At 40.4% G+C, this 24,421-nt stretch carries 25 protein-coding genes and 1 riboswitch; of the genes, 21 read left to right on the plus strand and 4 right to left on the minus strand.

What is annotated here, in order from left to right; all coding sequences use genetic code 11:
* The first annotated feature begins 33 nt into the window (after window positions 1-33).
* Window positions 34-78, plus strand: a riboswitch (PreQ1 riboswitch).
* Window positions 79-236: 158 nt separating this feature from the next.
* The 5 genes from queC (at window position 237) to ES896_RS11280 (ending at window position 3,048) form a co-directional block, all read left to right on the plus strand.
* On the plus strand, window positions 237-893 hold the full coding sequence (gene queC, locus ES896_RS11260; RefSeq protein WP_008348090.1) for a 7-cyano-7-deazaguanine synthase QueC: 657 nt from the start codon (window positions 237-239) through the stop codon (window positions 891-893).
* The gene (queD, locus tag ES896_RS11265; protein ID WP_008348088.1) at window positions 894-1,334 is read left to right on the plus strand and encodes a 6-carboxytetrahydropterin synthase QueD; all 441 of its coding nucleotides are present in this window, start codon (window positions 894-896) and stop codon (window positions 1,332-1,334) included.
* On the plus strand, window positions 1,327-2,058 hold the full coding sequence (gene queE / locus ES896_RS11270) for a 7-carboxy-7-deazaguanine synthase QueE (protein WP_058213825.1): 732 nt from the start codon (window positions 1,327-1,329) through the stop codon (window positions 2,056-2,058). The genes queD and queE overlap by 8 nt, the downstream gene beginning before the upstream one ends.
* 15 nt (window positions 2,059-2,073) lie before the next feature.
* On the plus strand, window positions 2,074-2,571 hold the full coding sequence (queF, locus tag ES896_RS11275) for a preQ(1) synthase (RefSeq protein WP_003211403.1): 498 nt from the start codon (window positions 2,074-2,076) through the stop codon (window positions 2,569-2,571).
* Window positions 2,572-2,829: 258 nt separating this feature from the next.
* Window positions 2,830-3,048: a hypothetical protein gene (locus ES896_RS11280; RefSeq protein WP_017367128.1), complete on the plus strand. Its 219-nt coding sequence runs from the start codon at window positions 2,830-2,832 to the stop codon at window positions 3,046-3,048.
* 53 nt (window positions 3,049-3,101) lie between these two features.
* On the opposite strand, the gene ES896_RS11285 is transcribed toward ES896_RS11280, so the two are convergent.
* A protein-coding gene (locus ES896_RS11285; RefSeq protein ID WP_481747312.1) for an IS3 family transposase occupies window positions 3,102-4,282 on the minus strand; the annotation gives its coding sequence in 2 pieces (ribosomal slippage) (window positions 3,102-4,003 and window positions 4,003-4,282; 1,182 coding nt in all).
* A gap of 194 nt (window positions 4,283-4,476) precedes the next feature.
* Window positions 4,477-4,665, minus strand: a complete 189-nt coding sequence (locus ES896_RS11290; protein ID WP_003211747.1) for a YkvS family protein — start codon at window positions 4,663-4,665, stop codon at window positions 4,477-4,479.
* A gap of 167 nt (window positions 4,666-4,832) precedes the next feature.
* On the opposite strand from ES896_RS11290, the gene ES896_RS11295 reads away from it, so the two are divergent.
* The 6 genes from ES896_RS11295 to ES896_RS11320 all read left to right on the plus strand — a co-directional run bounded on the left by ES896_RS11295 (window position 4,833) and on the right by ES896_RS11320 (window position 11,374).
* Complete coding sequence (locus ES896_RS11295; protein WP_008348081.1) at window positions 4,833-5,027, plus strand: hypothetical protein; 195 nt, start codon at window positions 4,833-4,835, stop codon at window positions 5,025-5,027.
* 306 nt (window positions 5,028-5,333) lie between these two features.
* Window positions 5,334-5,987: a cell wall hydrolase gene (locus tag ES896_RS11300; RefSeq protein ID WP_017359441.1), complete on the plus strand. Its 654-nt coding sequence runs from the start codon at window positions 5,334-5,336 to the stop codon at window positions 5,985-5,987.
* A gap of 113 nt (window positions 5,988-6,100) precedes the next feature.
* Window positions 6,101-7,417 carry a polysaccharide biosynthesis protein gene (locus ES896_RS11305; RefSeq protein ID WP_017359440.1) on the plus strand — a complete coding sequence of 439 codons (1,317 nt, stop codon included), beginning with the start codon at window positions 6,101-6,103 and terminating at the stop codon, window positions 7,415-7,417.
* Window positions 7,418-7,471: 54 nt separating this feature from the next.
* Window positions 7,472-7,960, plus strand: a complete 489-nt coding sequence (gene stoA / locus ES896_RS11310) for an endospore biogenesis thiol-disulfide oxidoreductase StoA (RefSeq protein ID WP_017367131.1) — start codon at window positions 7,472-7,474, stop codon at window positions 7,958-7,960.
* Window positions 7,961-8,255: 295 nt separating this feature from the next.
* On the plus strand, window positions 8,256-10,175 hold the full coding sequence (locus ES896_RS11315) for a heavy metal translocating P-type ATPase (protein WP_129548256.1): 1,920 nt from the start codon (window positions 8,256-8,258) through the stop codon (window positions 10,173-10,175).
* A gap of 104 nt (window positions 10,176-10,279) precedes the next feature.
* Window positions 10,280-11,374, plus strand: a complete 1,095-nt coding sequence (locus ES896_RS11320) for a M24 family metallopeptidase (protein ID WP_125588966.1) — start codon at window positions 10,280-10,282, stop codon at window positions 11,372-11,374.
* Between the two features lie 55 nt (window positions 11,375-11,429).
* Here the strand turns inward: ES896_RS11320 and ES896_RS20135 are convergent, their stop codons facing one another.
* On the minus strand, window positions 11,430-11,573 hold the full coding sequence (locus ES896_RS20135; protein WP_008348070.1) for a hypothetical protein: 144 nt from the start codon (window positions 11,571-11,573) through the stop codon (window positions 11,430-11,432).
* A gap of 93 nt (window positions 11,574-11,666) precedes the next feature.
* Between ES896_RS20135 and ES896_RS11325 the strand changes: the two genes are divergently transcribed.
* The 10 genes from ES896_RS11325 (at window position 11,667) to ES896_RS11370 (ending at window position 23,221) form a co-directional block, all read left to right on the plus strand.
* A complete protein-coding gene (locus ES896_RS11325) occupies window positions 11,667-12,656 on the plus strand; it encodes a LacI family DNA-binding transcriptional regulator (RefSeq protein WP_135226814.1) in 990 nt (329 codons plus the stop codon).
* 55 nt (window positions 12,657-12,711) lie between these two features.
* The gene (gene glcT, locus ES896_RS11330; RefSeq protein ID WP_017359435.1) at window positions 12,712-13,566 is read left to right on the plus strand and encodes a glucose PTS transporter transcription antiterminator GlcT; all 855 of its coding nucleotides are present in this window, start codon (window positions 12,712-12,714) and stop codon (window positions 13,564-13,566) included.
* A 202-nt stretch (window positions 13,567-13,768) separates the two neighbouring features.
* On the plus strand, window positions 13,769-15,868 hold the full coding sequence (ptsG, locus tag ES896_RS11335) for a glucose-specific PTS transporter subunit IIBC (RefSeq protein WP_024719659.1): 2,100 nt from the start codon (window positions 13,769-13,771) through the stop codon (window positions 15,866-15,868).
* 93 nt (window positions 15,869-15,961) lie between these two features.
* Window positions 15,962-16,228, plus strand: a complete 267-nt coding sequence (locus ES896_RS11340; protein ID WP_003211078.1) for a phosphocarrier protein HPr — start codon at window positions 15,962-15,964, stop codon at window positions 16,226-16,228.
* Window positions 16,228-17,946: a phosphoenolpyruvate--protein phosphotransferase gene (ptsP, locus tag ES896_RS11345; RefSeq protein ID WP_135226815.1), complete on the plus strand. Its 1,719-nt coding sequence runs from the start codon at window positions 16,228-16,230 to the stop codon at window positions 17,944-17,946. The genes ES896_RS11340 and ptsP overlap by 1 nt, the downstream gene beginning before the upstream one ends.
* A 98-nt stretch (window positions 17,947-18,044) precedes the next feature.
* Window positions 18,045-18,287, plus strand: coding sequence for a transcriptional regulator SplA domain-containing protein (locus ES896_RS11350; protein WP_034646394.1), 243 nt, complete (start codon window positions 18,045-18,047; stop codon window positions 18,285-18,287).
* Between the two features lie 80 nt (window positions 18,288-18,367).
* Window positions 18,368-19,396: a spore photoproduct lyase gene (gene splB / locus ES896_RS11355; RefSeq protein ID WP_007498710.1), complete on the plus strand. Its 1,029-nt coding sequence runs from the start codon at window positions 18,368-18,370 to the stop codon at window positions 19,394-19,396.
* 115 nt (window positions 19,397-19,511) lie between these two features.
* Window positions 19,512-21,473, plus strand: coding sequence for a methyl-accepting chemotaxis protein (locus ES896_RS11360; protein WP_035392234.1), 1,962 nt, complete (start codon window positions 19,512-19,514; stop codon window positions 21,471-21,473).
* Window positions 21,474-21,549: 76 nt separating this feature from the next.
* Window positions 21,550-22,335: an SDR family oxidoreductase gene (locus ES896_RS11365; protein WP_007498705.1), complete on the plus strand. Its 786-nt coding sequence runs from the start codon at window positions 21,550-21,552 to the stop codon at window positions 22,333-22,335.
* Between the two features lie 13 nt (window positions 22,336-22,348).
* The gene (locus ES896_RS11370; protein ID WP_100324935.1) at window positions 22,349-23,221 is read left to right on the plus strand and encodes an NAD(P)-dependent oxidoreductase; all 873 of its coding nucleotides are present in this window, start codon (window positions 22,349-22,351) and stop codon (window positions 23,219-23,221) included.
* 114 nt (window positions 23,222-23,335) lie between these two features.
* Here the strand turns inward: ES896_RS11370 and ES896_RS11375 are convergent, their stop codons facing one another.
* On the minus strand, window positions 23,336-24,133 hold the full coding sequence (locus ES896_RS11375; protein WP_017359431.1) for a CAP domain-containing protein: 798 nt from the start codon (window positions 24,131-24,133) through the stop codon (window positions 23,336-23,338).
* Window positions 24,134-24,421: the final 288 nt, after the last annotated feature.

Raw genomic sequence — 24,421 nt, forward strand, 5'->3', positions numbered from 1 at the left:
TCCTCTGTGAAAATTGAACAAAAATCCGTGAAAACGGGAGAGGTTCTAGCAAAACCCTCTATAAAAAACTAAGGACTTGCCGTATCCTTGGATGTGGCATTTTTTATTTTTTATGGCTGGGACACCTCATACACATGTAAAGGTGTCTTTTCTTTTGAGAAAAATAGGGGTTTTCATGAACCTTTCAGATGCAGCTTTGTGCGGTGGTACGGGTCTGCAAAAGGAGGAAAAGGAAAATGAAAAATGAAAAAGCGGTCGTTGTCTTTAGCGGGGGACAGGACAGTACGACATGTTTACTATGGGCACTTCAACAATTTAAAGAGGTTGAAACGGTAACCTTTCATTATAATCAGCGTCATCAAGAAGAAATTGATGTCGCCAAAAGAATTGCTGACAAGCTAGGTGTGAAAAATCATCTATTAGATATGTCTCTTTTAAATCAGCTTGCACCCAATGCCTTAACAAGAGATGACATTGATATTGAAGAAAAAGAAGGAGAACTGCCTTCCACATTTGTTCCGGGGAGAAACTTAGTTTTCTTATCCTTTGCATCCATTCTTGCGTATCAAATCGGAGCACGTCATATTATCACGGGTGTGTGCGAGACAGACTTTAGCGGCTACCCAGATTGCCGAGATGAGTTTGTGAAATCTTGTAACGTCACGGTGAATTTGGCAATGGAAAAACCATTTGTCATCCATACGCCGCTCATGTGGCTGAATAAAGCTGAAACGTGGAAGCTGGCTGATGAACTGAATGCGCTAGATTTTGTGAAAAATGAAACACTCACTTGCTATAATGGCATCATTTCTGATGGCTGCGGGGAATGTCCTGCATGTAAGCTTCGGAAAAATGGCTATGACACTTATATGGACATGAAGGAGGCGAACTAAATGCTTTCTCAAATCTATCCACAGACGGATCACCCATTTTCGTTTGAATTGAATAAAGATATGCATGTATCGGCAGCACACTTTATCCCGAGAGAAGATGCTGGCGCCTGCAGCCGTGTACATGGTCATACGTATACGATCAATATTACGATTGCAGGAGATCATTTAGATGAGTCAGGTTTCCTTGTGAATTTCAGCACGCTAAAAAAACTCATTCATGGACAGTACGACCATACACTGCTCAATGACCATGAAGAATTCTCATCGAATGATCCATATGCGATGCCAACCACTGAGGTTGTCGCAAAGACTGTGTATGATAAAGTGGCCGCATATTTAACGACTTTAGCGAACAAACCAGTATGTGTTCAAGTTTTTGTCAGAGAGACACCAACAAGCTACTGCATTTACCGTCCGAAACGAGTTGAGCTCAATGACTAAAGCGATTCCTGTGTTAGAAATCTTTGGTCCAACCATTCAAGGAGAAGGAATGGTCATTGGCCAAAAAACCATGTTTGTCAGAACGGCTGGCTGTGACTACTCTTGCAGCTGGTGTGATTCATCTTTTACATGGGATGGATCAGCTAAGCATGATATTCAGTGGCTTCAGGCAGAGGACATTGTAAAAGAGCTGAAGAGAATAGGTGGAAAGGCATTTTCTCATGTCACCATTTCAGGTGGGAATCCTGCGCTTTTGAAACAAATGGAATCACTTATTGATTTATTGCATGAAGAAGGAATTGATACGGCGCTTGAAACGCAGGGAACGATGTATCAAGATTGGTTTTTGAAGATAGATGATTTAACCATTTCTCCAAAACCACCAAGTTCAAATATGAAAACAGATTTTACGAAACTAACGCGTATCATAGATGAATTGAAAAATGGAAACAGATTGCATCATGCAAGCCTGAAGGTCGTCATCTTTGATGATCATGATCTAGCCTATGCAAAGGATGTTCATGCGAAATACCCAGAACTCCCCTTTTATTTGCAGGTGGGAAATGATGATACAACAACAGCTGATGATGCGTACTTATTAACGCACTTATTAAAGAAATACGAAATGCTTGTAGATCAAGTAGCGCAAGATCCTGATTTGAATCGTGTGAGAGTCCTACCACAATTGCACACGCTATTGTGGGGAAATAAACGAGGCGTATAGAAAGGAAGAGACAAAATGACGACAAGAAAACCAGAAGAATTAGAAGGTGTCACTTTACTAGGAAATCAGGGGACCAATTACTTGTTTGACTATGCACCACAAGTGCTTGAAACGTTCCCGAATAAACATACGAATAGAGATTATTTTGTGAAGTTCAACTGCCCAGAATTCACATCACTTTGCCCGCAAACAGGGCAGCCCGATTTTGCGACCGTTTATATCAGCTACATCCCAAATGAAATCATGGTCGAAAGTAAATCATTAAAATTATATTTGTTCAGTTTCCGTAACCACGGTGACTTCCATGAGGATTGTATGAATATTATCATGAACGACCTCATTGAATTAATGGACCCAAGATATATCGAAGTATGGGGCAAATTTACACCAAGAGGCGGTATTTCAATTGATCCGTATACGAACTACGGAAAACCTGGGACAAAGTATGAAGAGATGGCATCGTATCGTATGATGAATCACGATATGTATCCAGAAACGATTGATAATCGCTAATAAATAAGAAAAGACATGTGGATGACATGTCTTTTTTTATGGAATAGATTATGATGGCACATAAAAAAAGAGAAGAGTCATGTCACTCTTCTCATACCAATAGGAATAGAACTTGCTAGGACGGCTGGGGGCTACCAGCTCGTATGTATAGTATACACGACAGAACGTATGTTTGTAAAGGTGTATCATGCTTTTATTCTTCATATATTTACTTTAAGATAAAATTGAAACGAGCGAATGAAAATGGAGGCGTTTGTGTTGGCAAACAAAGAAGACAAAACAGAGAAGCTGCTAATGGAATTAAGGGAAGAGCTTCAGATGCTTGAACATCAAAACAAAGAACGATATAAATGGAGTGCCTCCACATTACTTGGAGTGATCGCCCTTTTAATTGATAAAGGCGTGATAACACCTGAAGAAGTTGACATGTACAAAACAAAAGCGGAAATGCAAACCTTTCACGCGCAAAAAGACTGACGCCACTTTATATGGTTGGTCTTACCCCTGTCAAGTAGACAATTATAAAAAGCCTAACCTGCCAGTGTGTGACGGTATTCTACCGGAGCACACTGGTTTAATTTTTTCTGGAATCGATCGTGATTATAGAAGTGAATGTAATCTTCTATGCTTTTATGAAGCTCTTCTTCCGTTTGACACGAAGAAAAGTAAGTGTTCTCTGTTTTGAGATGGGAGAAAAATGATTCGATACAGGCATTATCCAGGCAGTTTCCCCTTCGGGAATGACTGCCCTTCAAACCAACGTTTTCTAGTCGCTTTTGATATGCTTTTGTTGTGTATTGAAATCCTTGATCTGAATGAAGTAGGGCTCCTTTGACATCCCGCAGGGATGTCAAGTTCTCTAATGTCTCCATGACCAGTTCAAGATCATTTCGTTTTGACAGTTTCCATGCGACGATTTCATTGTTATATAGATCTTGTATAGCTGAAAGATAATAAAAGTGATGCTGGCAAGCGATATAGGTAATATCAGTTACGTATAACTGATTGAATTGATTGGTTTTAAATTTTCGGTTTAATCTATTTGGATGGATAACTGAAGCTTGTCTTCCAAAATACCGACGCTTTTTTCGAATGATTGATTGGATGTTCATCTCTTTCATCAACCTGTAGACACGCTTGTGGTTGATGTGAAATCCTTCTTTCTTTAAAGCGATTGTCACCCGAGGATAGCCATAGAAGGGTCTTGAAAGATGAATGGCCATGATGTGTTCTTTTAGGGTTTGTTCTTTCAGTTGTCGTTCCATTCGAATCTTTTGATTCTTACGCCATTTATAGTACCCCGATCGTGATACTTTGGCGATACAGACGAGCCATGTCAACGGAAAAAAGCTCTTTAATTCGTGAACAGCCTCAAACCTCACATTCTTTAAAATCCGTCCTCCCCGTGAAGATTTGGGTAACGCTTTTTTAAGTATTCTACCTGTGCCTTTAAGTAATCTCTCTCTTCTTCTACACTTTTAAATATGGACTTAGGACGTCCCCTAAACGGATTGACTGATGTACCTCTTTGATCTTCAAAAGATTGTCCCTCACGATATTTTCTGACCCAACTTTTTAATTGAGTGGAACTTCTAATACCTAATTCTTCAGATAATGACTGATAACTTTTGTTTCCTTCTTCGTACATTTTGACAGCTTTCATCTTAAATTCTTTCGAATAGTGTTGAAATTGTTGTCCCTTTCTAGCCATAAAAAATCCCCTCCAAGTATAGTGTAACAGCCAAGATATGTTCTTGGGCTTTTTACACTGTCTACTTAGAGGGGATAATATCAGGTTGTCAGCCTTTTTCATATGTGATTGTCAAAAGAGAACAGAGCTGTTACACGAGTCAGCTTTGCTGTGTATATCTTTATGTAACGGTAGTCTGAATTGAGGATTGCAAATTAATGTACGGAGTCTTTGATGATTTTATAGTTTTTATGATTAACGACTGTTAGTGAATCCAGTTCTAAATCTCTATAATTGTCCATAATGGTGACATCCACAATAACAGAGTTTTCATTCACTTTTTCAACTACACCTGTTAAACCATTTCTAAATTCGATCACATTCCCAATTTTTGCAATCTTCAACCGATCCCTCTCCTTTAAAAACAGATTTCATTCCCTATTAAAAAGTATTTTGCAATATTTTCATACCAATGTAAAGGATAAAGACGTTTTTCTTTCGTTTTCGTTGTACGCTTTGAAAACGAATGGTATATTTAATATTTGATCAAGGCTGAAAAGGAGCGGTTTTTTTGACTGAAGAACACATCAACACAATACTAGAATCATTACGGAATGGAACTGAAAAACAAGTGACCATTCAAAAGGATGATTTTTTAACATTTCGTTCTGTATTGGTCAATCAAGATGATTTTAAACATTTTCGCGGAATCGCCAAGCATGGTGGAGATGTTATTTTTGAATATCTTAAAGAAGCAAGAAGCTAAAGCTTTTTCTCATTCATGAGAAAAAGCTTTTTATTTTGGTTCTTTTGTCACACTTCAAACCAGCTTGATACATATGAAAAGAAAATGTAATAACCCATAATCAGGAGCATAAGGATGATTATAGGCTAAAAAGAGACTATATTAAACGCTTACATTACCAGTTCATACGTATTTCAACTAGGACATGCCATTTAATGACGGAATTTGGACAGGCATGAAAATCTTTGTGCGTGAAAATAGAAGAAGCTCTTGTTAGAGTGGACAAGTATCTTACAGCCTACATTGATTAAAGGAGGAATGAGGCGAATGATCAAAATTCATACAGCTCTTTTTGCCATCCTTATGCTCATCTCAGCGATCAAGATGGACAATATACAAGAGCAAGAAGGCACATTAAGTCAGAAACTTGGACAAGCACCTGTAAAGCATCAGCTTTCATATATAGATCAAGATGAAAAGCATACTGTGATCCCAGCGTTTTCAGAGGAGAAACATCAGCCGAAAGTGAAAATGCTAAGCACGTCAACAGAGGAGAAGGCATCAAAACCGAAGCCGAAGAAAAAGGAAACGGCAAAGCCAGCAAGCTCAAGAAATCAATCACACTATTCTAATGAAGAAATGGACTTGCTTTCTCGGTTGGTACATGCCGAAGCAAAAGGTGAATCTTACGCCGGGAAAAAAGCGGTAGCAAGCGTCGTCTTAAACCGCGTAGAACACCGCTCTTTTCCTGACAGTGTCAGAGGCGTGATTTATCAGCGAAATGCCTTCCAGCCCGTATCAAATGGAAGTATCAATGATAAGGCAGACCAGGATTCCGTAAAAGCTGTGAAGCAGGTTGTCAAAGAAGATGACAGAACAACAAAGGCGATTTATTTTTATAATCCAAAAACGGCGACAGATAACTGGATTCGTTCTCGTAAAATTGTAGAACGCATTGGTCGTCATGTGTTTGCAGTGTAAAGAAAAACAGCGATCAATCAGTCGCTGTTTTTTTGTCTTCAATTATTAAAATATTTTCAGGACTTGTCTCATAGAATGTGAAAAGAATTTGCTTTTAGACAAGGGGAGGCTACATGAATCGATTTGTAAAAGGGGTCATTCTGCTATCTGTCGCAGCTTTCATTGCTGAGTGTATCGAGTTTTTAGTCAATATGATTTTAGCGAGAGAGCTTGGAGAACATGGAATGGGTTTATATATGAGCATCCTTCCCATCATCATGCTTGTGCTTGTGATCGCCAGCTTAGAGCTGCCAGTCTCCATTTCAAAATTCATTGCAGAATCGCATGAGCGGCTTCATAAAAGTATGCTTCGCCATGCATTTAAAATGACGCTTGTGGTGACATGCACAACAACGGCAATAGCAGCCATTGTACTGCCTTTCATTCCTGTATTTCAATCGTATCATCCGCTGATGAAGGGCTTGGTTCTGTCACTCATTCCAATCATCGCATTTACTTCCATTGCACGTGGCTATTTTATGGGCAAGCAACAAATGGGCAGAATTGCTCTAGCCAATATGCTGAAAAAAACGATCCAGCTTATCTGTTTGTTTTTGTTTTTTCATTGGTATTCGTTTGATATTGAAACAGCAGTGCTTATCGCGATTGGTGTGATTGTTGCAAGTGATCTCGTCGTCTTTATCTATTTATATTCCCAATACGTCATGGCAAAAAATGCTGTGAATGTCAGATCGGTTGAGTTAAGAGGGATTGACGTCAGAAAACGTTTGTTAGCAGTCTCCATTCCGACAACAGGTATGCGTATCTTTCATGCCATTGCCAATGCGATTGAACCGTTTTTAATCAAAGGAGCCCTCGTTGCAGCGGGCATTTCTGGTACGCTTGCTGTTGATCATTACGGAATGCTTGCTGGCGTAGCGATGTCGATCGGTTTTTTTCCGGCGTTTATCGCTCATTCCATTATGATTGTGATGATTCCGAATGTATCAGAAGCCTATGCCTTGGGGCAGTATGATCTCGTGAAAAAACGTGTCAGACAAGCGATTCTCATTACGTTTGGATATGGGGTGCCAGCCGTGATGATCATGTATTATTTCGCTTATCCGCTCACGCAGCTCTTTTTTGACTCACCTCAAGCAGCCGTCTACTTGCAGCTGCTATGGCCTTACTTCTTATGCCACCTGTTCGTGATGCCGTTTCAAGCGTGCTTAATTGGTATGGGTCTTATTAAAGATGTGTTCCTACATAATATATGGGTGCACGTGGTGTCGTTCTCTATGGTGTATTTCCTAGGATCCATCGAATCCTTAAATATGATGGGCGTTATCTTAGGAATGAACACGGGGATGCTGCTATTAACTGCTTTGCATTATGCGACGATTTGCAAGGAACTCGGCGTCTCCATGTTTCTTACATTGAAAAAAGCTTGAATGTCATGTGCAGCTAGCGGGCAAGCTATAGGAAAATCAGGAAGGAAGATGCTGATGAATCGTAAATATCTACCCGCCAGTCTTCTCATGATGACCCTTCTTTTATTTCTGATGAACATAGAGGCTGAAGCAAAAGAGCCTGTCATGGCGCCGAGGATAGAAGCTCCTACATTAACAGGTGAAACGCAGGTGATCCCGGTGAAAGGGAAACGGACCATTCTGCATTTTTGGACAACGTGGTGCCCATCCTGCAAAATGGAGCTTCCAGCCTTTGAACAGATTGTGAAAGAAAATCAAAGTGATGTAGACATACTGACTGTTAATTTACTTGGTGCTGAGCAAAGCAAGCATGCTGTTGCCCAATTTGTGAAAGACAGAAAGTTTACATTTCCGATCGTTCTCGATGAGCACGGCGAAATGATGAAGAAATACCAAATCATGACGATCCCGACGACTTTTTTCATCAATGAAAAGGGTGAAGTGGTCAAAAACCATGTAGGTCCGCTGACGAAAAAACAAATCAAAGAGTGGACAAATTCTTAGAACACAAGCTTTCTGTAAAGAACCAATGGTCGATCCGTTGGTTCTTTTTTGTGTTCAATTACCTTTCAGATGAATAAAATGTGCTCAGAAAGAGGAAGAAATGTCGGATGATAATAATGATAATTATTATCAAAAAGAAATTATAATAATTATTAATTGAAAATTGATCAGAACCTGTTATAATGAGTTACAGACCTATAAAAAGCTTGAAATAGCAGAAAATATAGATGATAAACGGAACGGGCAACGATTGATAATGTGAAAATCATTATCAATTAGAGAGGAGAAAGTAATCATGAATGAGAATACAGCACTTTATCAAACGACAGATCAAAAGGGATCCAACTCGCTCTTTCAAAAATGGGCACAGCACGGAGAATTAATCGCAGCAGGCATTTCGGGGATTCTCATCTTGATTGGATGGTTTCTAAAGGATGAAACGATGTGGAGTATTCCTCTTTTCATTCTTGCTTTTGTTATTGGTGGTTTTGCAAAGGCAAAGGAAGGAATTGAAGAAACCATTTCATCCAAGACATTAAATGTAGAACTTTTAATGATATTTGCTGCGATAGGCTCAGCGATCATTGGCTACTGGGCAGAGGGCGCCATTTTAATTTTTATTTTTTCGCTTAGCGGTGCGCTAGAAACGTATACGTCAAATAAAAGTAAAAAAGACTTAACGGCTTTAATGAGTATCGCTCCAGATGAAGCCACTTTAATTGAAGAAGATGGCACCACCATCCAAATCGCTGCTTCTTCACTTACGCCAGGCGATCGTATTTTAATCAAAGCGGGCGAACGAATTGCAGCAGATGGTGTGATCATGAGCGGAAGAACAAGTGTAGACGAATCTGCCTTAACGGGTGAATCGGTGCCTCAGGAAAAAGGGCAAGGGGAAGATGTGTTTGCAGGAACAGTGAATTTAAATGGTTCATTAACAGTAGAAGTAACAAAACATAATGAAGAAACACTTTTTCATAAAATCATTAAGCTGGTGGAATCTGCACAAGAAAGTGTATCGCCAAGCCAAGCGTTTATTGAAAAATTTGAAGGTGCATATGTAAAAGGTGTGCTCATCACTGTAGCGATTTTAATGTTCCTACCTCATTTTGTACTTGGCTGGAGCATGAGTGAAACGTTTTACCGTGCGATGGTGTTTATGGTGGTTGCTTCGCCTTGTGCACTTGTTGCCTCAATTATGCCAGCAGCTCTTTCACTCATCTCAAACGGTGCAAGAAACGGTATGCTTGTAAAAGGAAGTGTCTTTTTAGAAAAACTGGGCACAAGTACGATGATTGCATTTGATAAAACGGGTACGATTACAAGTGGAAAACCAGCTGTTGAAAAAGTGGTTTTGGCAAAAGGGCAAGATGAATCGACCTTTTATCAAGCGCTCTATCAAATTGAAAGTCAGTCAAACCATCCATTAGCTAAAGCCATTTCTGACATGGCAAAAGAGCATCATACAGAGCGGACAGACCACGTAACCATTGAAGAAACATCAGGTTTTGGTGTGGAAGCACAATTAAATGAGGACACATGGCGGATTGGGAAGAAAGATTTTGCCGGAAAAGCTTCAATGGATCGTGACATTGAAGAGAATGGTGAAGTTCTTTCATCCAAAGGATATACAGTTGTCTATGTTCAAAAAAATCAAGAAGTTGTCGGCTGTCTCGGTTTGAAAGATCAAATCAGACCTGAAGCCAAAAAAATGATTCAGGAGCTGAATGATTTAGGCATCCAAACCGTCATGCTCACAGGGGATCAGCAAAAAACAGCTGAAGCGATTGCAGAGGAAGCAGGCATCCAAACCGTTGTCGCTGAATGTCTTCCAGATGAAAAGGTACATGAAGTCAATCAACTGAAAAAACAAGGTGATTCGATCATTATGGTCGGAGATGGAATCAATGATGCACCTGCACTCGCCACAGCAGATGTTGGCGTCGCAATGGGCGGAGGCACAGATGTTGCTTTAGAAACAGCAGACCTCATTTTAATGAAAAATAACTTAAACAATCTGACAAAGATGATCCGTCTTTCAAGAAAGATGAACCGAATCATTAAACAAAACATCATCTTTTCATTAACTGTTATTTGTTTGTTAATCTGTGCGAATTTCTTACAAGTTCTTGATTTACCTTTTGGTGTCATTGGGCATGAAGGCAGTACGATTTTGGTTATTTTAAACGGACTTCGTTTGCTTCGTGCTTCTTAAGCAAATCACAAAAGCGCACTGGCTTTAGGCCAGTGCGCTTTTGTGCGAAATACAGTGAAAACTGATACAATAGATCAGTAGTCAAACGTGTGAGGAGGATCACGATGAATCGAATGAAAAACTTGTCTTCTTGGCTTAAGAAAAAAGACATTCAAGGTGCATTTATACATACAAAGGAGAATGTATTCTATCTATCTGGATACTTCACAGAGCCGCATGAAAGAGTGATGGGGCTGTTTGTTTTTCAGGAAGCAGATCCATTTTTCATTTTGCCTAAGATGGAAGTTGAGCAAGCAAAAAATGCGGGATGGGCTGGAGATCTCATTGGATATGAAGACCATGAAAACCCCTTTGATTTCATACAAAAGGCACTAGAAAAACGAGGAGTAAAAGCGACTCGCCTAGCGATTGAAAAAGAATCCATTCCTTTGCAAAGAGCAGAGCAGCTTCAAGCTGTCACTGGGGCAGAAACATTTCTCCGGGCAGAAGATGTGCTCAATCAGCTAAGACTAATTAAAGACGAAGCTGAAATTGAAACATTGAAAAAAGCTGCTCAATTGGCAGACGAAGGCGTCAAAATTGGGGTTCATGCCCTAAAAGAAGGGGTGACGGAAACCGAAGTTCTTGCTGTCATCGAATATGAACTCAAGAAAAAAGGCATTCAGGGCATGTCCTTTTCAACCATGGTACTATTCGGAGAAAAATCAGGAGAACCTCATGGAAATCCGGGGCAGGCAGCCTTGAAAAAAGGTGATTTTGTTTTATTTGACCTCGGCGTGATTGTGGATGGCTATTGTTCAGATATTACAAGAACCTTCATCTATCAAGAAGCGTCTGAACAACAAAAGGATATTTACAACACCGTCTTGAAAGCCGAATTGGCAGCACTTGATATGAGCCAGCCGGGTGTGAGAATTGGTGACCTTGACTTAAAAGCAAGAGGGCTGATCGCAGAAGCAGGGTATGGCGAATACTTCCCGCATCGTCTAGGGCATGGACTCGGGGTTTCTGTTCATGAGTTCCCTTCTATGAGTCAAGCAAATGATGACCTTCTAAAAGAAGGGATGGTCTATACGATCGAGCCGGGTATTTATGTACCAGGAGTCGGCGGGGTTAGAATTGAAGACGATGTTCTCATTACAAAAGATGGCCCAGTCACCTTAACCAATTATCCAAAAGAGTTGACGATCATCAAGTAATGAAAAAAATCACGATGAACGTCCAAATATTGGGAGTGTCATCGTGATTTTTTTGTCACTCTTTGCGATCCTTATCAACAAAGAAATCATCAATTGATTGAAACGGCTTGATTTTATGTTCTTTCCCTAAAGGATGTAGTGCGAATCGAGCAGAAAACAAAATAGTCAAACATAATATGATCCATATGATAATGCCCATCTTGAATTCCCCTTTCCACCCAGTGATTTGTTCAGCTCACATACATCTTAAAGTATGAAACGCTTACCATATCAAGAGAAAGTAGGAGAAAAAATGCCTAACATAAGGGATATTGCGAAAAGAGCGGGTGTATCTGTTACCACCGTATCACGAGTGATGAATGATCATCCTTATGTCAAAGAAGAAAAGCGAGAGCGCGTACTTAGTGCGATGAAAGAGCTCAAATATACACGGAATATTCAGGCAGTGCATTTAGCAAAGGGATATTCCAATATGCTTGGAATTGTACTTCCGACAATTGATCACTCCTATTTCAGCGGAATTGTCACAGGGATTGCAGAGAAAGCACAGGAGTGCGGAATGCATTTTGCCTTGTTTCAAACAGGATATGACCCAGTAAAGGAAAAAGAAGCATTAATGAGCTTAAAAGAGCAACGTGTGGATGGTTTAATCTTTTGCTCAAATGCGTTAAGTGATCGAGACATTTTAAAGTGGCAGGAATCTGGTCCTATTATCTTTTGTCATCCTACTCCGCATGATCCATGTTCATCGGTATCGATTGCGCATGATCAGGCTTTTAAGGAAGGGCTTGAACACTTAGCGGCATGCGGTCATGAGCGAATCGCAATCGTTCTTGCTAGAACAGAAGGGGAGAATAGCCAAGTTCGCATTCAGACTTATCAAGAAATGATGCGGTCGCTTGGACAGGACATTGATGATGAATGGATCATTGAAGGAAAACTGACCATTTTTGATGGCAAGCAATTATTTACAGAATGGAAAGAGATGAAAAATCGTCCGACAGCCTTACTGATCACAAACGATGATGTATCAGCAGGTTTTTTACTAGAAGCACAGCGTCACCAAATAAACGTTGGAGAATCACCAGCCATACTTGGTTTTCAAAACGATCAATTGAGTGAAGCATTGGGGATTTCTAGTATAGACATTCCCCTCAAACAAATGGGGCAGGAAGCATTTGACTTGTTTAATCGAGTGTTACAAGGTGAGGCACCAGAAAAAAGGGTGCTGTCATATCGACTCGTTGAGCGCACAACGACTATTTTGAAAAACAATCGTTGACGCACGTTTCATCTGTTTTGTACGATAAGAAGGATTGAATAAGAAGGAGGTGGGGATGTTCATGGAATCCTTCACCGTTGATAAAGCGTTAAATAATAATGTCATCATCGCAAAACACCCTTCTTTAGGCGAAGTGGTCCTGATTGATAAAGGGATCGGCTTTGGGAAAAAATCGGGTGACGTTCTCGATCAAGCGGCATTTGAGAAAATGTTTGTGTTAAAGAATACAAAAGAGCAAACAGAATACAAACAATTGCTGCACCACATTAATGAGGACATGATTGAGCTTGCCAATGACGTCATTTATCATATACGAGAAAAAATGGGGCATCGTTTAAATGAGCATATTCATATTGCACTGACAGATCATATTGCCTTTAGTTTTAAACGAGTTAAGCAAGGCTATGATATCACCAATCCTTTTATGCTTGAAACGAAATCCTTATACCCGAAAGAATACGAGGTCGCAAAGGAAGTCGTGGAACTGATAAATGCGCGGCCAGATGTTGAAACAAAGCTGCCCGAAGGAGAGATTGGGTTTATTGCGCTCCACATTCACTCTGCTTTAACGAACCGGCCTTTATCCGAGGTCAACCGTCATTCGCAGCTCATGACACAAATGGTCCAAGTCATAGAAGATGCATTTCATATGAAAGTAGATAGAGAAAGTATTCATTATTTACGCTTACTGCGCCATATTACGTTTTCGATTGAGCGTATTAAACGGGAAGAATCATTAGAGGAGCCAGAAAAGTTGCTTCATCTATTGAAAAATGAATATCCTTTATGCTACAATACTGCTTGGAAAATGATCAAAATTTTGCAACATGCATTGAAAAAACCTGTACAAGATGCCGAAGCTGTCTATTTGACACTTCACCTGTACAGATTGACGAATAAAATTTCATAGTTTCCTTGAAACGTGTAACTGATTCGATCAGGCATGAGTGACTTAAGGTAAATACAGGATAAGATCCTGTTATTTGCGCAACCTTATATCACCATGTCTTTTTTGTGTTCTGAAAGTGAAATGTAAACGGTTAATTATGAAATGTACGTCAATATGTGATTGAAATGTATGTTGTAAGCGAAAACAAAAGGAGGTTCAACCAGTGTTTAAATCACTTTTTGGTGTGTTGCAAAAAATTGGACGAGCACTTATGCTTCCAGTTGCGATCCTTCCTGCTGCTGGTATTTTACTAGCACTCGGAAATGCGATGCAAAATCCGCAGCTGATTGATGTCGCTCAATTTTTAAGCAATGATACAATTCAGCTTGTTGCTAGTGTTATGGAGAATGCGGGGAATATTGTCTTCTCGAATCTTCCACTCCTATTTGCTGTAGGGGTTGCCATCGGTCTTGCCAATGGAGACGGTGTGGCAGGGATTGCCGCGATCATCGGTTACCTTGTCATGAACGTAACGATGAGTGCCGTATTAATGGCCAACGGTTCCATTCCATCCGATTCAATCAAATTGGCTAAGTTCTTTAAGGAAAGTCATCCAGCGTATGTGAATATGCTCGGCATACCGACCTTGTCTACCGGCGTTTTTGGCGGGATTATTGTCGGGGTATTAGCCGCTTATATGTTTAATAAATTTTACAAAATTGAGCTCCCGCAATATCTTGGCTTCTTTGCTGGTAAGCGTTTTGTTCCAATCGTTACGTCGATTTCAGCACTTATTTTAGGGCTTTTGATGCTCGTCATTTGGCCGCCAATCCAAGGTGCATTGAACTCATTTTCAACTGGACTGCTTGCAGCGAATGAGCCGCTGGCTGCCTTTGTATTCGGTGTCATTGAACGCTCATTAATTCCGTTTGGTCTGCACCACATATTCTACGCACCATTCTGGTATGAATTTTTTAGCTATAAGAGCTTATCAGGAGATATTATCCGTGGTGACCAGCGTATTTTCATGGCGCAAATCAAAGATGGTGTTCAGCTGACAGCCGGGACATTCATGACAGGGAAATATCCGTTCATGATGTTTGGACTTCCAGCAGCAGCACTTGCGATTTACCATGAAGCAAAACCTAAGAATAAAAAACTTGTAGCAGGAATTATGGGGTCAGCGGCCCTTACTTCTTTCCTAACAGGGATCACTGAACCGCTTGAATTCTCATTCTTGTTTGTTGCACCGATATTATTTGCGATTCACTGTGTATTCGCTGGATTATCCTTTATGATAATGGATATTCTAAACGTGAAAATCGGGATGACCTTCTCAGGAGGGTTAATCGACTTCTTCCTATTTGGTATCCTGCCAAATAGAACCGCTTGGTGGCTTGTTATTCCAGTCGGTCTCGTACTGGCTGTCATTTACTACTTCGGATTCAGATTTGCGATTCGCAAGTTTAATCTGAAAACGCCAGGACGAGAAGATGAAGCAGCTGACGGTGCAAGCAGCGCTCAATCTGGAAAAGGCGATGACTTACCTTATGAAATTCTTGAAGCAATGGGTGACCAAGAAAACATTAAACACCTAGATGCTTGTATTACGCGTTTACGTGTCACTGTAAATGATCAGAAAAAAGTGGATAAAGACCGCTTGAAAAAGCTTGGCGCTTCAGGTGTCCTTGAAGTAGGGAATAACATCCAGGCCATCTTTGGACCACGCTCTGATAATTTAAAAACACAAATGCAAGACATTATTGCAGGGCGCACACCTCGACCAGCGAAAGACCCTTCTGCAAAAGAAGAAGTCAGTCAGCAGGTTGAAGAAGTCATTGCAAAACCGCTTCAAAACGAACAAGGGGAAGAAACGTTTGCTTCACCAATTACAGGGGAGCTGCATCCAATTACAGATGTGCCAGATCAAGTATTCTCAGGGAAAATGATGGGTGACGGTTTTGCTATCTTGCCAAAAGAGGGAACAGTGGTTTCACCAGTAAGAGGAAAAATCTTAAATGTGTTCCCAACAAAACACGCCATCGGCCTCCAGTCTGATGGTGGACTTGAAATCTTGATTCACTTCGGGATTGATACAGTCAGCCTCAAAGGAGAAGGATTTGAAGCATTTGTACAAGAGGGAGATCAAGTAGAAATCGGTCAAAAACTTTTAGAGGTTGATATTGATAAAATTAAGTCAGAAGTACCATCTTTAATGACACCAATTGTATTTACAAACTTAAGTGAAGGACAATTTATTGACCTTCAAGAATCCGGTGAAATCAAAGCTGGCCAAGAAAACATCATGAAAATTTCAAAATAATTTTCATAACTGCCGTTCTTGTTAGATGACAAGCTCGGCAGTATGATATAATATTGTGGATGTATGAAATGTATAAAAAGGAGATTGATAAAAATGGCTCAACAAACATTCAAAGTAACTGCAGATTCTGGAATTCACGCACGTCCTGCAACAGTTCTTGTACAAACTGCTAGTAAATATGATGCTGATATCAACTTAGAATATAATGGTAAAACAGTGAACCTGAAATCTATTATGGGTGTAATGTCTCTAGGAATTGCGAAAGGTGCTACAATCACAATCTCTGCTTCTGGTTCTGATGAAAATGATGCACTTGCTGCACTTAAAGACACAATGAAAAGTGAAGGCCTAGGCGAGTAATGCAACAACTGAAAGGAATCGGTGCTTCAGCAGGCGTTGCGATTGCAAAAGCATATCGTCTGGAAGAACCAGATTTAACAGTTCACCAAAAAGACATCAATGATCCAGAGACAGAAGTGAAGCGTTTTGAAGAAGCAATTCATGTTTCTAAACAAGAACTTGAAGCAATTAAAGAACATGCGCTAAAAGAGCTTGGCCAAGACAAAGCAGATATCTTTTCTGCACACCTTCTTGTGTTAAGTGATCCAGAGCTGCTCAACCCAGTGAAGGATAAAATCACATCGGATAAAGTAAATGCTGAATTTGCTTTAAAAGAAACAGCAACAATGTTTGTTACAATGTTTGAAGCAATGGACAATGAATACATGAAAGAACGTGCAGCGGATATTCGCGACGTTACAAAACGTGTCACTGGTCATTTGCTAGGCGTTGACATTCCAAACCCAAGTATGATTTCTGAAGAAGTCATTATCATTGCTGAAGATTTAACACCTTCTGATACAGCTCAGCTGAACAGACAATTCGTCAAAGGTTTTGCGACAGATATCGGTGGTCGTACTTCTCACTCAGCGATTATGGCTAGATCAATGGAAATTCCAGCAGTTGTTGGGACAAAAGAAGCAACAAAAACGGTGGAAAACAATGATCTGATCATTGTTGATGGTATTAGTGGAGACGTCATCATTCAGCCTTCTGAAGATGAAGTGAAAGCGTATCAAAAAAAGCATGAAGACTACTTAGCTCAAAAAGCGGAATGGGCGAAACTTGTTGACCAGCCAACGGTCACAAAAGACGGCGTTCACGTAGAGTTAGCTGCGAATATTGGAACACCTGAAGATGTGAAAGGTGTACTTGAAAATGGCGGCGAAGCAGTTGGATTGTACCGTACAGAATTTTTATACATGGGCAGAGATCAGCTCCCAACAGAAGAAGAGCAGTTCGATGCGTATAAAACCGTTTTAGAGAAGATGGAAGGCAAAGCTGTGGTTGTCCGCACACTAGATATTGGTGGCGATAAAGAACTTCCTTACTTGCAGCTTCCAAAAGAAATGAACCCGTTCCTTGGCTATAGAGCGATCCGCCTTTGCCTTGAAGAGCAGGAGATTTTCAGAACACAGCTACGCGCGTTACTTCGTGCAAGTACATATGGAAACTTGAAAATCATGTTCCCTATGATCGCGACGTTATCAGAATTTAGAGAAGCAAAAGCTATTTTACTTGAAGAAAAAGAAGCATTGGTTGCTGCTGGTACAGAAGTATCTGATTCCATTGAAATCGGAATGATGGTAGAAATTCCATCAACAGCTGTTATCGCAGATCAATTTGCAAAAGAAGTAGATTTCTTCAGTATTGGAACAAATGATTTGATTCAATACACAATGGCTGCTGATCGAATGAACGAACGAGTGTCTTATCTTTACCAGCCATACAATCCAGCTATTTTACGCCTCATAACGCTTGTGATTGAAGCAGCGCATAAAGAAGGTAAATGGGTTGGCATGTGCGGTGAGATGGCAGGAGATGAAATCGCAATCCCGCTCCTACTGGGATTAGGATTAGATGAATTTTCAATGAGCGCAACATCGATTCTTCCAGCAAGAACGCAGTTAAGCAAGCTTTCTAAGGAAGAAGCTGCATCATTTAAAGAGCATATCTTATCACTGAGTACAACTGAAGAAGTGGTTGATTTCGTGAAAAAAACGTTTCAACATAACTAGGTGATGTAAACCAGACAGGTCAAACTGTCTGGTTTTTTTGTCGAATTTTATCATAATCAGTCATATCGCTTGCAGAGAAGGGCATCCTAACATAAAAAATGGAGGTGACCAGTTTGTCTTTCTCTAACTATAAGCCGGGTGATCAAGTATATGTCATTTATCGAAATCCACATGCAGCCAATGTCGCACAAATTAAAGAAGCGGAAATCGTTTCACACCCTTACAATGAGCAAGAGCTTGCGCTATTTCTACTTGAAACATATCACCCATTAGCCCCTGATGATGCCGTATTTCCAACATACGAAGAAGCAGAAGCCCTTTATCAAGATCTGTTTGAATAAGGGAGATTTTAGAAAGGATAGAAGCCATCCTGAGAGGTTAAAGTAACGATATGAACCTATAAGGTAAGGATGTGCTAATTATGATCAAACCGTTCGTTCCCCAGCTTGTGTATATTGAACCTCGGGCGCTAGAGTACCCATTAGGACAAGAGCTGAAAGAAAAGTTTGAAGGCATGGGAATTGAAATTAGAGAAACAACCTCACACAACCAAGTGAGAAATATTCCGGGGAAAAATGATTTGCAAAAGTACCGTAATGCAAAGTCGACGCTCGTTATCGGCGTGAGAAAAACCTTAAAATTTGATACATCTAAACCATCTGCAGAATATGCCATTCCGTTTGCGACAGGATGCATGGGGCATTGCCATTATTGCTACCTGCAAACGACGATGGGGAGTAAGCCGTATATTCGTACGTACGTCAATGTAGAAGAGATCTTAGATCAGGCTGAACAGTACATGAACGAGCGTGCACCTGATATCACGCGATTTGAAGCTTCATGTACATCCGATATCGTAGGAATTGACCATTTGACTCACACACTCAAACGAGCGATTGAATACTTTGGTCAAACCGATCTTGGCAAACTACGCTTTGTTACGAAATTTCATCATGTAGACCATTTGTTAGACGCAAAACACAATGGGCGAACAAGATTCCGCTTTAGTATCAATGCCGATTATGTCATTAAATATTTCGAACCCGGAACATCACCACTCGATCAGCGGATTGAAGCGGCTGTAAAGGTAGCAAAAGCAGGCTATCCACTTGGCTTTATTATTGCCCCTATTTACATTCATGAAGGGTGGCAAGAGGGCTATAAAGTCCTATTTGAAAAACTCGATGCAGCTCTCCCTGAAGAAGTGAGACAAGATATCACCTTTGAAATGATTCAGCACCGTTTTACAAAACCGGCGAAGCGTGTCATCCAAAAAAACTATCCGAAAACAAAACTAGAACTAGATGAAGAAAAGAGAAGATATAAGTGGGGTAGATATGGAATTGGAAAATATATCTATCAAAAAGATGAAGAACAAGAACTTAGACAGACATTAGAATCATATATCGAACAGTACTTTCCGTCTGCAAAAATTGAATATTTTACTTAAAACAAGTCATTATGGCTTGTTTTTTCTATTTAAATTTTCTTACAACTATTGAATGCGGTACCAATTTTGCCGATATACACATTAAGATGCGAAAGTAGGATGTAGGGGTGATGAGATGTTTAAGAAACTTCAAGTGAGAATAGCTGTTTTCATCTCAGTTATTTTAATTTTAACCGTTGTCGCAGTTCAAGTGGGTTCCAATTTAGTATTAAGACCATTGATTGAACGAGATGCGAAAACAACGACAGCAGCAACGGCAGAAAGCATGAGAGACATCATAGCACTAAAGCTTGAGAATTACGGTGATACGATTAACAAATTGGCAACAAGTACACTTACTGAAGATTTTGCACAGAAACAAACAAAGCAGACATTGGCATTTGAAAACGATGAATTAAAAGGATTGCAGGAGCAGGATGAACTCATCTCGCTTGCCTATATAGGAACAAGTGATGGTAAAATGTTCGCTTTCCCGGAGTCCGATTTTGGTGAAGGGTATGATCCGTCTAAACGAGACTGGTATATTCAAGCAGCTGAAAAGCCTGACGAAGTCCTATGGACAGATCCGTACATTGATAAAGCAACAAATGAAATGGTCGTTTCAGCCACGAAGGCGATCGTACGAAACGGGAAAGTAGTCGGTGTCGCTGGACTTGACTTGAAACTGGCTTCCATTCAGTCTTATATAAAAGAACAAAAGATTCCTTATATGGGAACGGCTTTCTTAGTTGACGGCACAGGGACCATTTTGGCACATCCAACAGAGCAAGGAAAAAATATCTCAAAAGTCGCTTCTGTGAAAAAAGCGATCGACAACTCGGGTATTGATGATGACAAACAGCTGACCGTCATCTCAAAAATTAAAGAGGCAAACTGGACGATCGGTGTGAGCTTCGAGAAAAAGAAACTTCTTTGGATCACTGAACAAATGAATCAGACAAGTATCATTATTTCTGTCATTGCCATTATACTTGCCATGATTCTCAGCTACTTATTGGCTAGAAGCATTACAACACCAATTAAACGCCTCATCGAGCATGTTCGTAAAGTGTCTGAAGGCGATTTAACCAGCTCGCTTGAGTCGAAGTCTCAGGATGAGATAGGTTTCCTGACGAAAAGCTTTAATCAAATGACTGAAGGCATCAGGGATTTAATTGAAAAAGTGAAAGAGTCTTCAGATCAGGTTGTGAAATCAACGGATGAAGTGACACAAATTTCAAACGAGACCTTGCTATCTAGTGAACAGATTGCAACGGCTATTCAAGAGGTCGCTGTAGGAGCGACGAAACAAGCATCAGAAGCGGAAACCATTAATGAAAAATCAGAGCATTTGTATGAAAAAGTTCGTCATATGGGTGAGCTTGCCACGCAAATGCAAACCAACTCAAAATCATCGGAAGATGCAAGCTATAGAGGACTTGATGCTCTTGGTCTGCTCGTCCAAAAATCAACACAAGCGAATGAAGAATCGAAGAAGGTAGAGCAAATGCTGCTTGACCTTGAGCATAAAACGAAAAATATTGAAAACGTCGTAACAGCGATCTCTGAAATCTCAGATCAAACGAATTTACTCGCACTGAATGCAAGTATTGAAGCAGCGAGAGCAGGAGAAAGCGGAAGAGGATTTGCTGTTGTTGCAGAAGAAGTCAGAAAGCTGGCTGAACAATCTGCGGAATCAACGAAACATATTAGTGAAACCGTAAAACTCATTCAAGATGAATCGAAAAAGGCAGCTGAAGCGATGACAGCAGCAAGCAAAATGAATGAAGAACAAGGTGATGCCATCAATTCAACAGGAGAGGCACTCAGCAGTATCACAATGGAAATGCAGGCACTTGTCGGCTCCATTGACAGCATTCATACACAAATCAATGAAATGACTGAAGAACAGCAGAAAATGAATGATTCCATTCAAAGTATTGCGGCCATTTCACAAGAATCCGCAGCTTCAGCTGAGGAAGTACATGCTTCCACAGACGAACAAGTACAAGCTTTAGAAAGAACGAAAACATCAACAGAAATGTTGAACGAATCAAGTCAGGCACTGCGTCAGGCAGTCAATCGGTTTAAACTATAATCTTGCAGAAAAGAACCTTGCCATGTGAGCAAGGTTCTTTTTGTATGATAAAATATGAACAGAGGAGGACGCCAACATGCATGTTAATCTATCTGGAAAAAAAGCATTGGTCGCTGCAAGCAGTCAAGGTATCGGTAAAGCCATTGCCTTTCATCTTGCAAAAGAGGGAGCAGATGTGATGCTCTCGGGAAGACATGAGCAAACGCTGCAAGAAGCGGTCAAAGAATTATCCCCGCTTGTAAAAGGGAAGCTGACGTATCAAGTATGTGATGTATCAGATGCCGAGCAAATTAAAGCGCTTGTCGTCGCAGCAGCAGGTGATGAAAAACGTCTTGATATACTAGTGAACAATACAGGCGGCCCTCAAACAGGAACACTTGAAACCTTAACAGATGAAGATTGGATGGAATCATTTCAGCTTCATTTACTCAGCTATATACGGTTATTAAAAGAAGCCTTGCCGTATTTAAAAAAACAAGGTGCACGCGTGTTAAATATTGCATCTATGTCGGTCAAAGAACCGATCCCAGGCTTGATGCTGTCGAATACATTTAGACCTGCCATTACCGGCTGGACAAAAACAGCTGCCCAGGAGCTTGCCAAAGATGGCATTTTGATCAATACCTTAGCCCCGGGGAAAATTGAAACAGAGCGCGTGAAACAGTTGGACAAACACCGTGCACAAGAGGAGCAACAATCGGTTGAAGAGATCAAAGCACAAGCTGAACGTATGATTCCGCTGGGCCGTTACGGACAGCCAGAGGAATTTGCAGCATATGCGGCTTTTCTTTTATCTGAAGCCAATACATATATGACAGGTCAAACCCTCATCATTGATGGTGGATTGACAAAGTCTCTATAAGGAGGAATTCTTGATGGCACAAATCAAAACAGTTGGTTTTATTGGAATCGGTGTAATGGGACGTAGTATGGCAGGGCATTTAATGGATGCTGGCTACGAAGTTCTCGTTTATACAAGAACAAAAGCAAAGGCAGACACATTGGTTCAAAAAGGTGCTCTTTGGAAATCGACCGTAAAGGAGATCGCAAAGGAGGCAGATGCCGTCATCACAATGGTCGGGTATCCATCAGATGTAGAAGAAGTCTATTTAGGAGAAGATGGACTCGTGGAACATGCTGCGCCTGGTACATACCTCATTGATATGACCACATCGAAACCTCAGCTGGCAAAAGAAATTGAAGCGAAAGCGAAGGAAAAAGGACTATTTGCATTAGATGCGCCGGTCTCTGGCGGAGACGTTGGAGCCCAAAACGGCACGCTGGCCATCATGATTGGTGGAGAAAAAGCAGCCTATGAAGCGTGCCTGCCGCTATTTCAGCAAATGGGAGAAAATATTCAATATCAAGGACCTGCAGGAAGTGGTCAGCATACAAAAATGTGTAATCAAATTGCTATCGCAGCAGGGATGGTAGGTGTGGCAGAGGCAATGGCTTATGCGGAAAAATCAGGACTTGATCCAGAGCAGGTACTTAAAAGCATCACAACAGGAGCAGCCGGCAGCTGGTCTTTGTCAAACCTTGCACCAAGAATGCTGAAAGGTGATTTCGAGCCAGGATTTTATGTGAAGCATTTTATTAAGGATATGGGCATTGCACTTGAAGAAGCAGAGCTGATGGGAGAAGAGATGCCAGGCCTTTCACTAGCGAAGTCATTATATGAAAAGCTCAGCGAACAGGGCGAAGAAAACAGCGGAACACAAAGCATCTATAAATTATGGGTGAAATAAAAAAACTGCCCCGCCTAGGTGGAACAGTTTGTAGCGTGTAAACAAGCCCTCACATGGCTGAAAAAAGAAGACAAACTAAAAACCTGTCCCAAATAGAGACAGGTTTTTTTGATCTTATTTTCCGATGAATTGCTGCGTCCAGTAGTTACCAGATTTCACATAACCTACACCGATATGTGTATAGTTTTTGTTTAAAATGTTCGCTCTGTGACCTTCACTGTTCATCCAAGCTGTTACTACTTCTTGAGGTGATCTTTGACCTTGCGCAATGTTTTCACCTGCTGTTTTGTACGTGATACCAAATTGTTTCATTTGATCAAATGGAGATCCGTAAGTTGGGCTTGTATGAGAGAAATAGTTTTTATCTTTCATATCTTGTGATTTAGCGCGAGCAGATTTGCTTAATTTAGAATCAACAGAAAGAGCTTTTAAGCCTTGTTTTGCACGCTCTTTATTTGTCAGCTCAACCACTTCTTGTTCAAATGCATTTAAGCTGCTGTCTGCTTTTGTTGCAGTTGTGTCTTTTTGATCAGATTTTGAGCTGTTGTTCGTTGTGTTTTCTTTTGCTGGTGTGCTTGGTTTAGAAGTAGCTGGTTTTTTCACTGATTCTTGTTTTTGCTCATTTTTTGCTTTGTTTACTTCTTTCACCACTTTTGTACCAGTAACAGGTTGACCACTTTTGATCAGCTTGTTTAATAGAGCTTCGATCTCTTTTTGATTTGAAGTGCTTAGCTTGTTTACATCTGAAGAGATATGTAATTTTGCAGCTAATGTATGAAGATCAATGGCTTGATGCTGTACGTTTATGACTTGTTTCAGGTTAAGCTCTTTCGCATCAGCTGAATGCCCTCCAGTGAACGTGATCAATGCAGCAGCTGTCAGCGCTGAAAAAATGAATGATTTCTTTTTCATTTTGTAACTCCTCCTAAAATCTTTGTTTTGTTTTCTCACAGAAAATCATAACATGGACTTTTTGTTATAAACGTACCAGCATCCTCCATTGACAACGCCCATTTGTCATTTTTGTTAAAGTCATAGAAAGAGTCTCCTTATATCAATGAATGGAGAATCTTTCTATTTAAAGAAAACGACATAAACATACCAATATTTTAAAGTGTTAGTATATTTTTTTGCAGAATAGGGATTGACAGCTTTTTTTCACTTGTTTCGCTGTAACAACTATTACAAAAGTGTTACAAT

The organism is Bacillus sp. 005/A4HT-01/001, from assembly GCF_004634445.1.
In the GTDB taxonomy this organism is placed as follows: domain Bacteria; phylum Bacillota; class Bacilli; order Bacillales; family Bacillaceae; genus Bacillus; species Bacillus altitudinis.

Excerpts from the sequence above, each read along its gene's own strand:
- queC (WP_008348090.1), top strand. The coding sequence starts at position 237 with ATGAAAAATGAAAAAGCGGTCGTTGTCTTTAGCGGGGGACAGGACAGT.
- queD (WP_008348088.1), top strand. The coding sequence starts at position 894 with ATGCTTTCTCAAATCTATCCACAGACGGATCACCCATTTTCGTTTGAA.
- queE (WP_058213825.1), top strand. The coding sequence starts at position 1,327 with ATGACTAAAGCGATTCCTGTGTTAGAAATCTTTGGTCCAACCATTCAA.
- queF (WP_003211403.1), top strand. The coding sequence starts at position 2,074 with ATGACGACAAGAAAACCAGAAGAATTAGAAGGTGTCACTTTACTAGGA.
- ES896_RS11300 (WP_017359441.1), top strand. The coding sequence starts at position 5,334 with ATGATCAAAATTCATACAGCTCTTTTTGCCATCCTTATGCTCATCTCA.
- ES896_RS11305 (WP_017359440.1), top strand. The coding sequence starts at position 6,101 with ATGAATCGATTTGTAAAAGGGGTCATTCTGCTATCTGTCGCAGCTTTC.
- stoA (WP_017367131.1), top strand. The coding sequence starts at position 7,472 with ATGAATCGTAAATATCTACCCGCCAGTCTTCTCATGATGACCCTTCTT.
- ES896_RS11315 (WP_129548256.1), top strand. The coding sequence starts at position 8,256 with ATGAATGAGAATACAGCACTTTATCAAACGACAGATCAAAAGGGATCC.
- ES896_RS11320 (WP_125588966.1), top strand. The coding sequence starts at position 10,280 with ATGAATCGAATGAAAAACTTGTCTTCTTGGCTTAAGAAAAAAGACATT.
- ES896_RS20135 (WP_008348070.1), bottom strand. The coding sequence starts at position 11,573 with ATGGGCATTATCATATGGATCATATTATGTTTGACTATTTTGTTTTCT.
- ES896_RS11325 (WP_135226814.1), top strand. The coding sequence starts at position 11,667 with ATGCCTAACATAAGGGATATTGCGAAAAGAGCGGGTGTATCTGTTACC.
- glcT (WP_017359435.1), top strand. The coding sequence starts at position 12,712 with ATGTTCATGGAATCCTTCACCGTTGATAAAGCGTTAAATAATAATGTC.
- ES896_RS11340 (WP_003211078.1), top strand. The coding sequence starts at position 15,962 with ATGGCTCAACAAACATTCAAAGTAACTGCAGATTCTGGAATTCACGCA.
- ptsP (WP_135226815.1), top strand. The coding sequence starts at position 16,228 with ATGCAACAACTGAAAGGAATCGGTGCTTCAGCAGGCGTTGCGATTGCA.
- ES896_RS11350 (WP_034646394.1), top strand. The coding sequence starts at position 18,045 with ATGGAGGTGACCAGTTTGTCTTTCTCTAACTATAAGCCGGGTGATCAA.
- splB (WP_007498710.1), top strand. The coding sequence starts at position 18,368 with ATGATCAAACCGTTCGTTCCCCAGCTTGTGTATATTGAACCTCGGGCG.
- ES896_RS11360 (WP_035392234.1), top strand. The coding sequence starts at position 19,512 with ATGTTTAAGAAACTTCAAGTGAGAATAGCTGTTTTCATCTCAGTTATT.
- ES896_RS11365 (WP_007498705.1), top strand. The coding sequence starts at position 21,550 with ATGCATGTTAATCTATCTGGAAAAAAAGCATTGGTCGCTGCAAGCAGT.
- ES896_RS11370 (WP_100324935.1), top strand. The coding sequence starts at position 22,349 with ATGGCACAAATCAAAACAGTTGGTTTTATTGGAATCGGTGTAATGGGA.
- ES896_RS11375 (WP_017359431.1), bottom strand. The coding sequence starts at position 24,133 with ATGAAAAAGAAATCATTCATTTTTTCAGCGCTGACAGCTGCTGCATTG.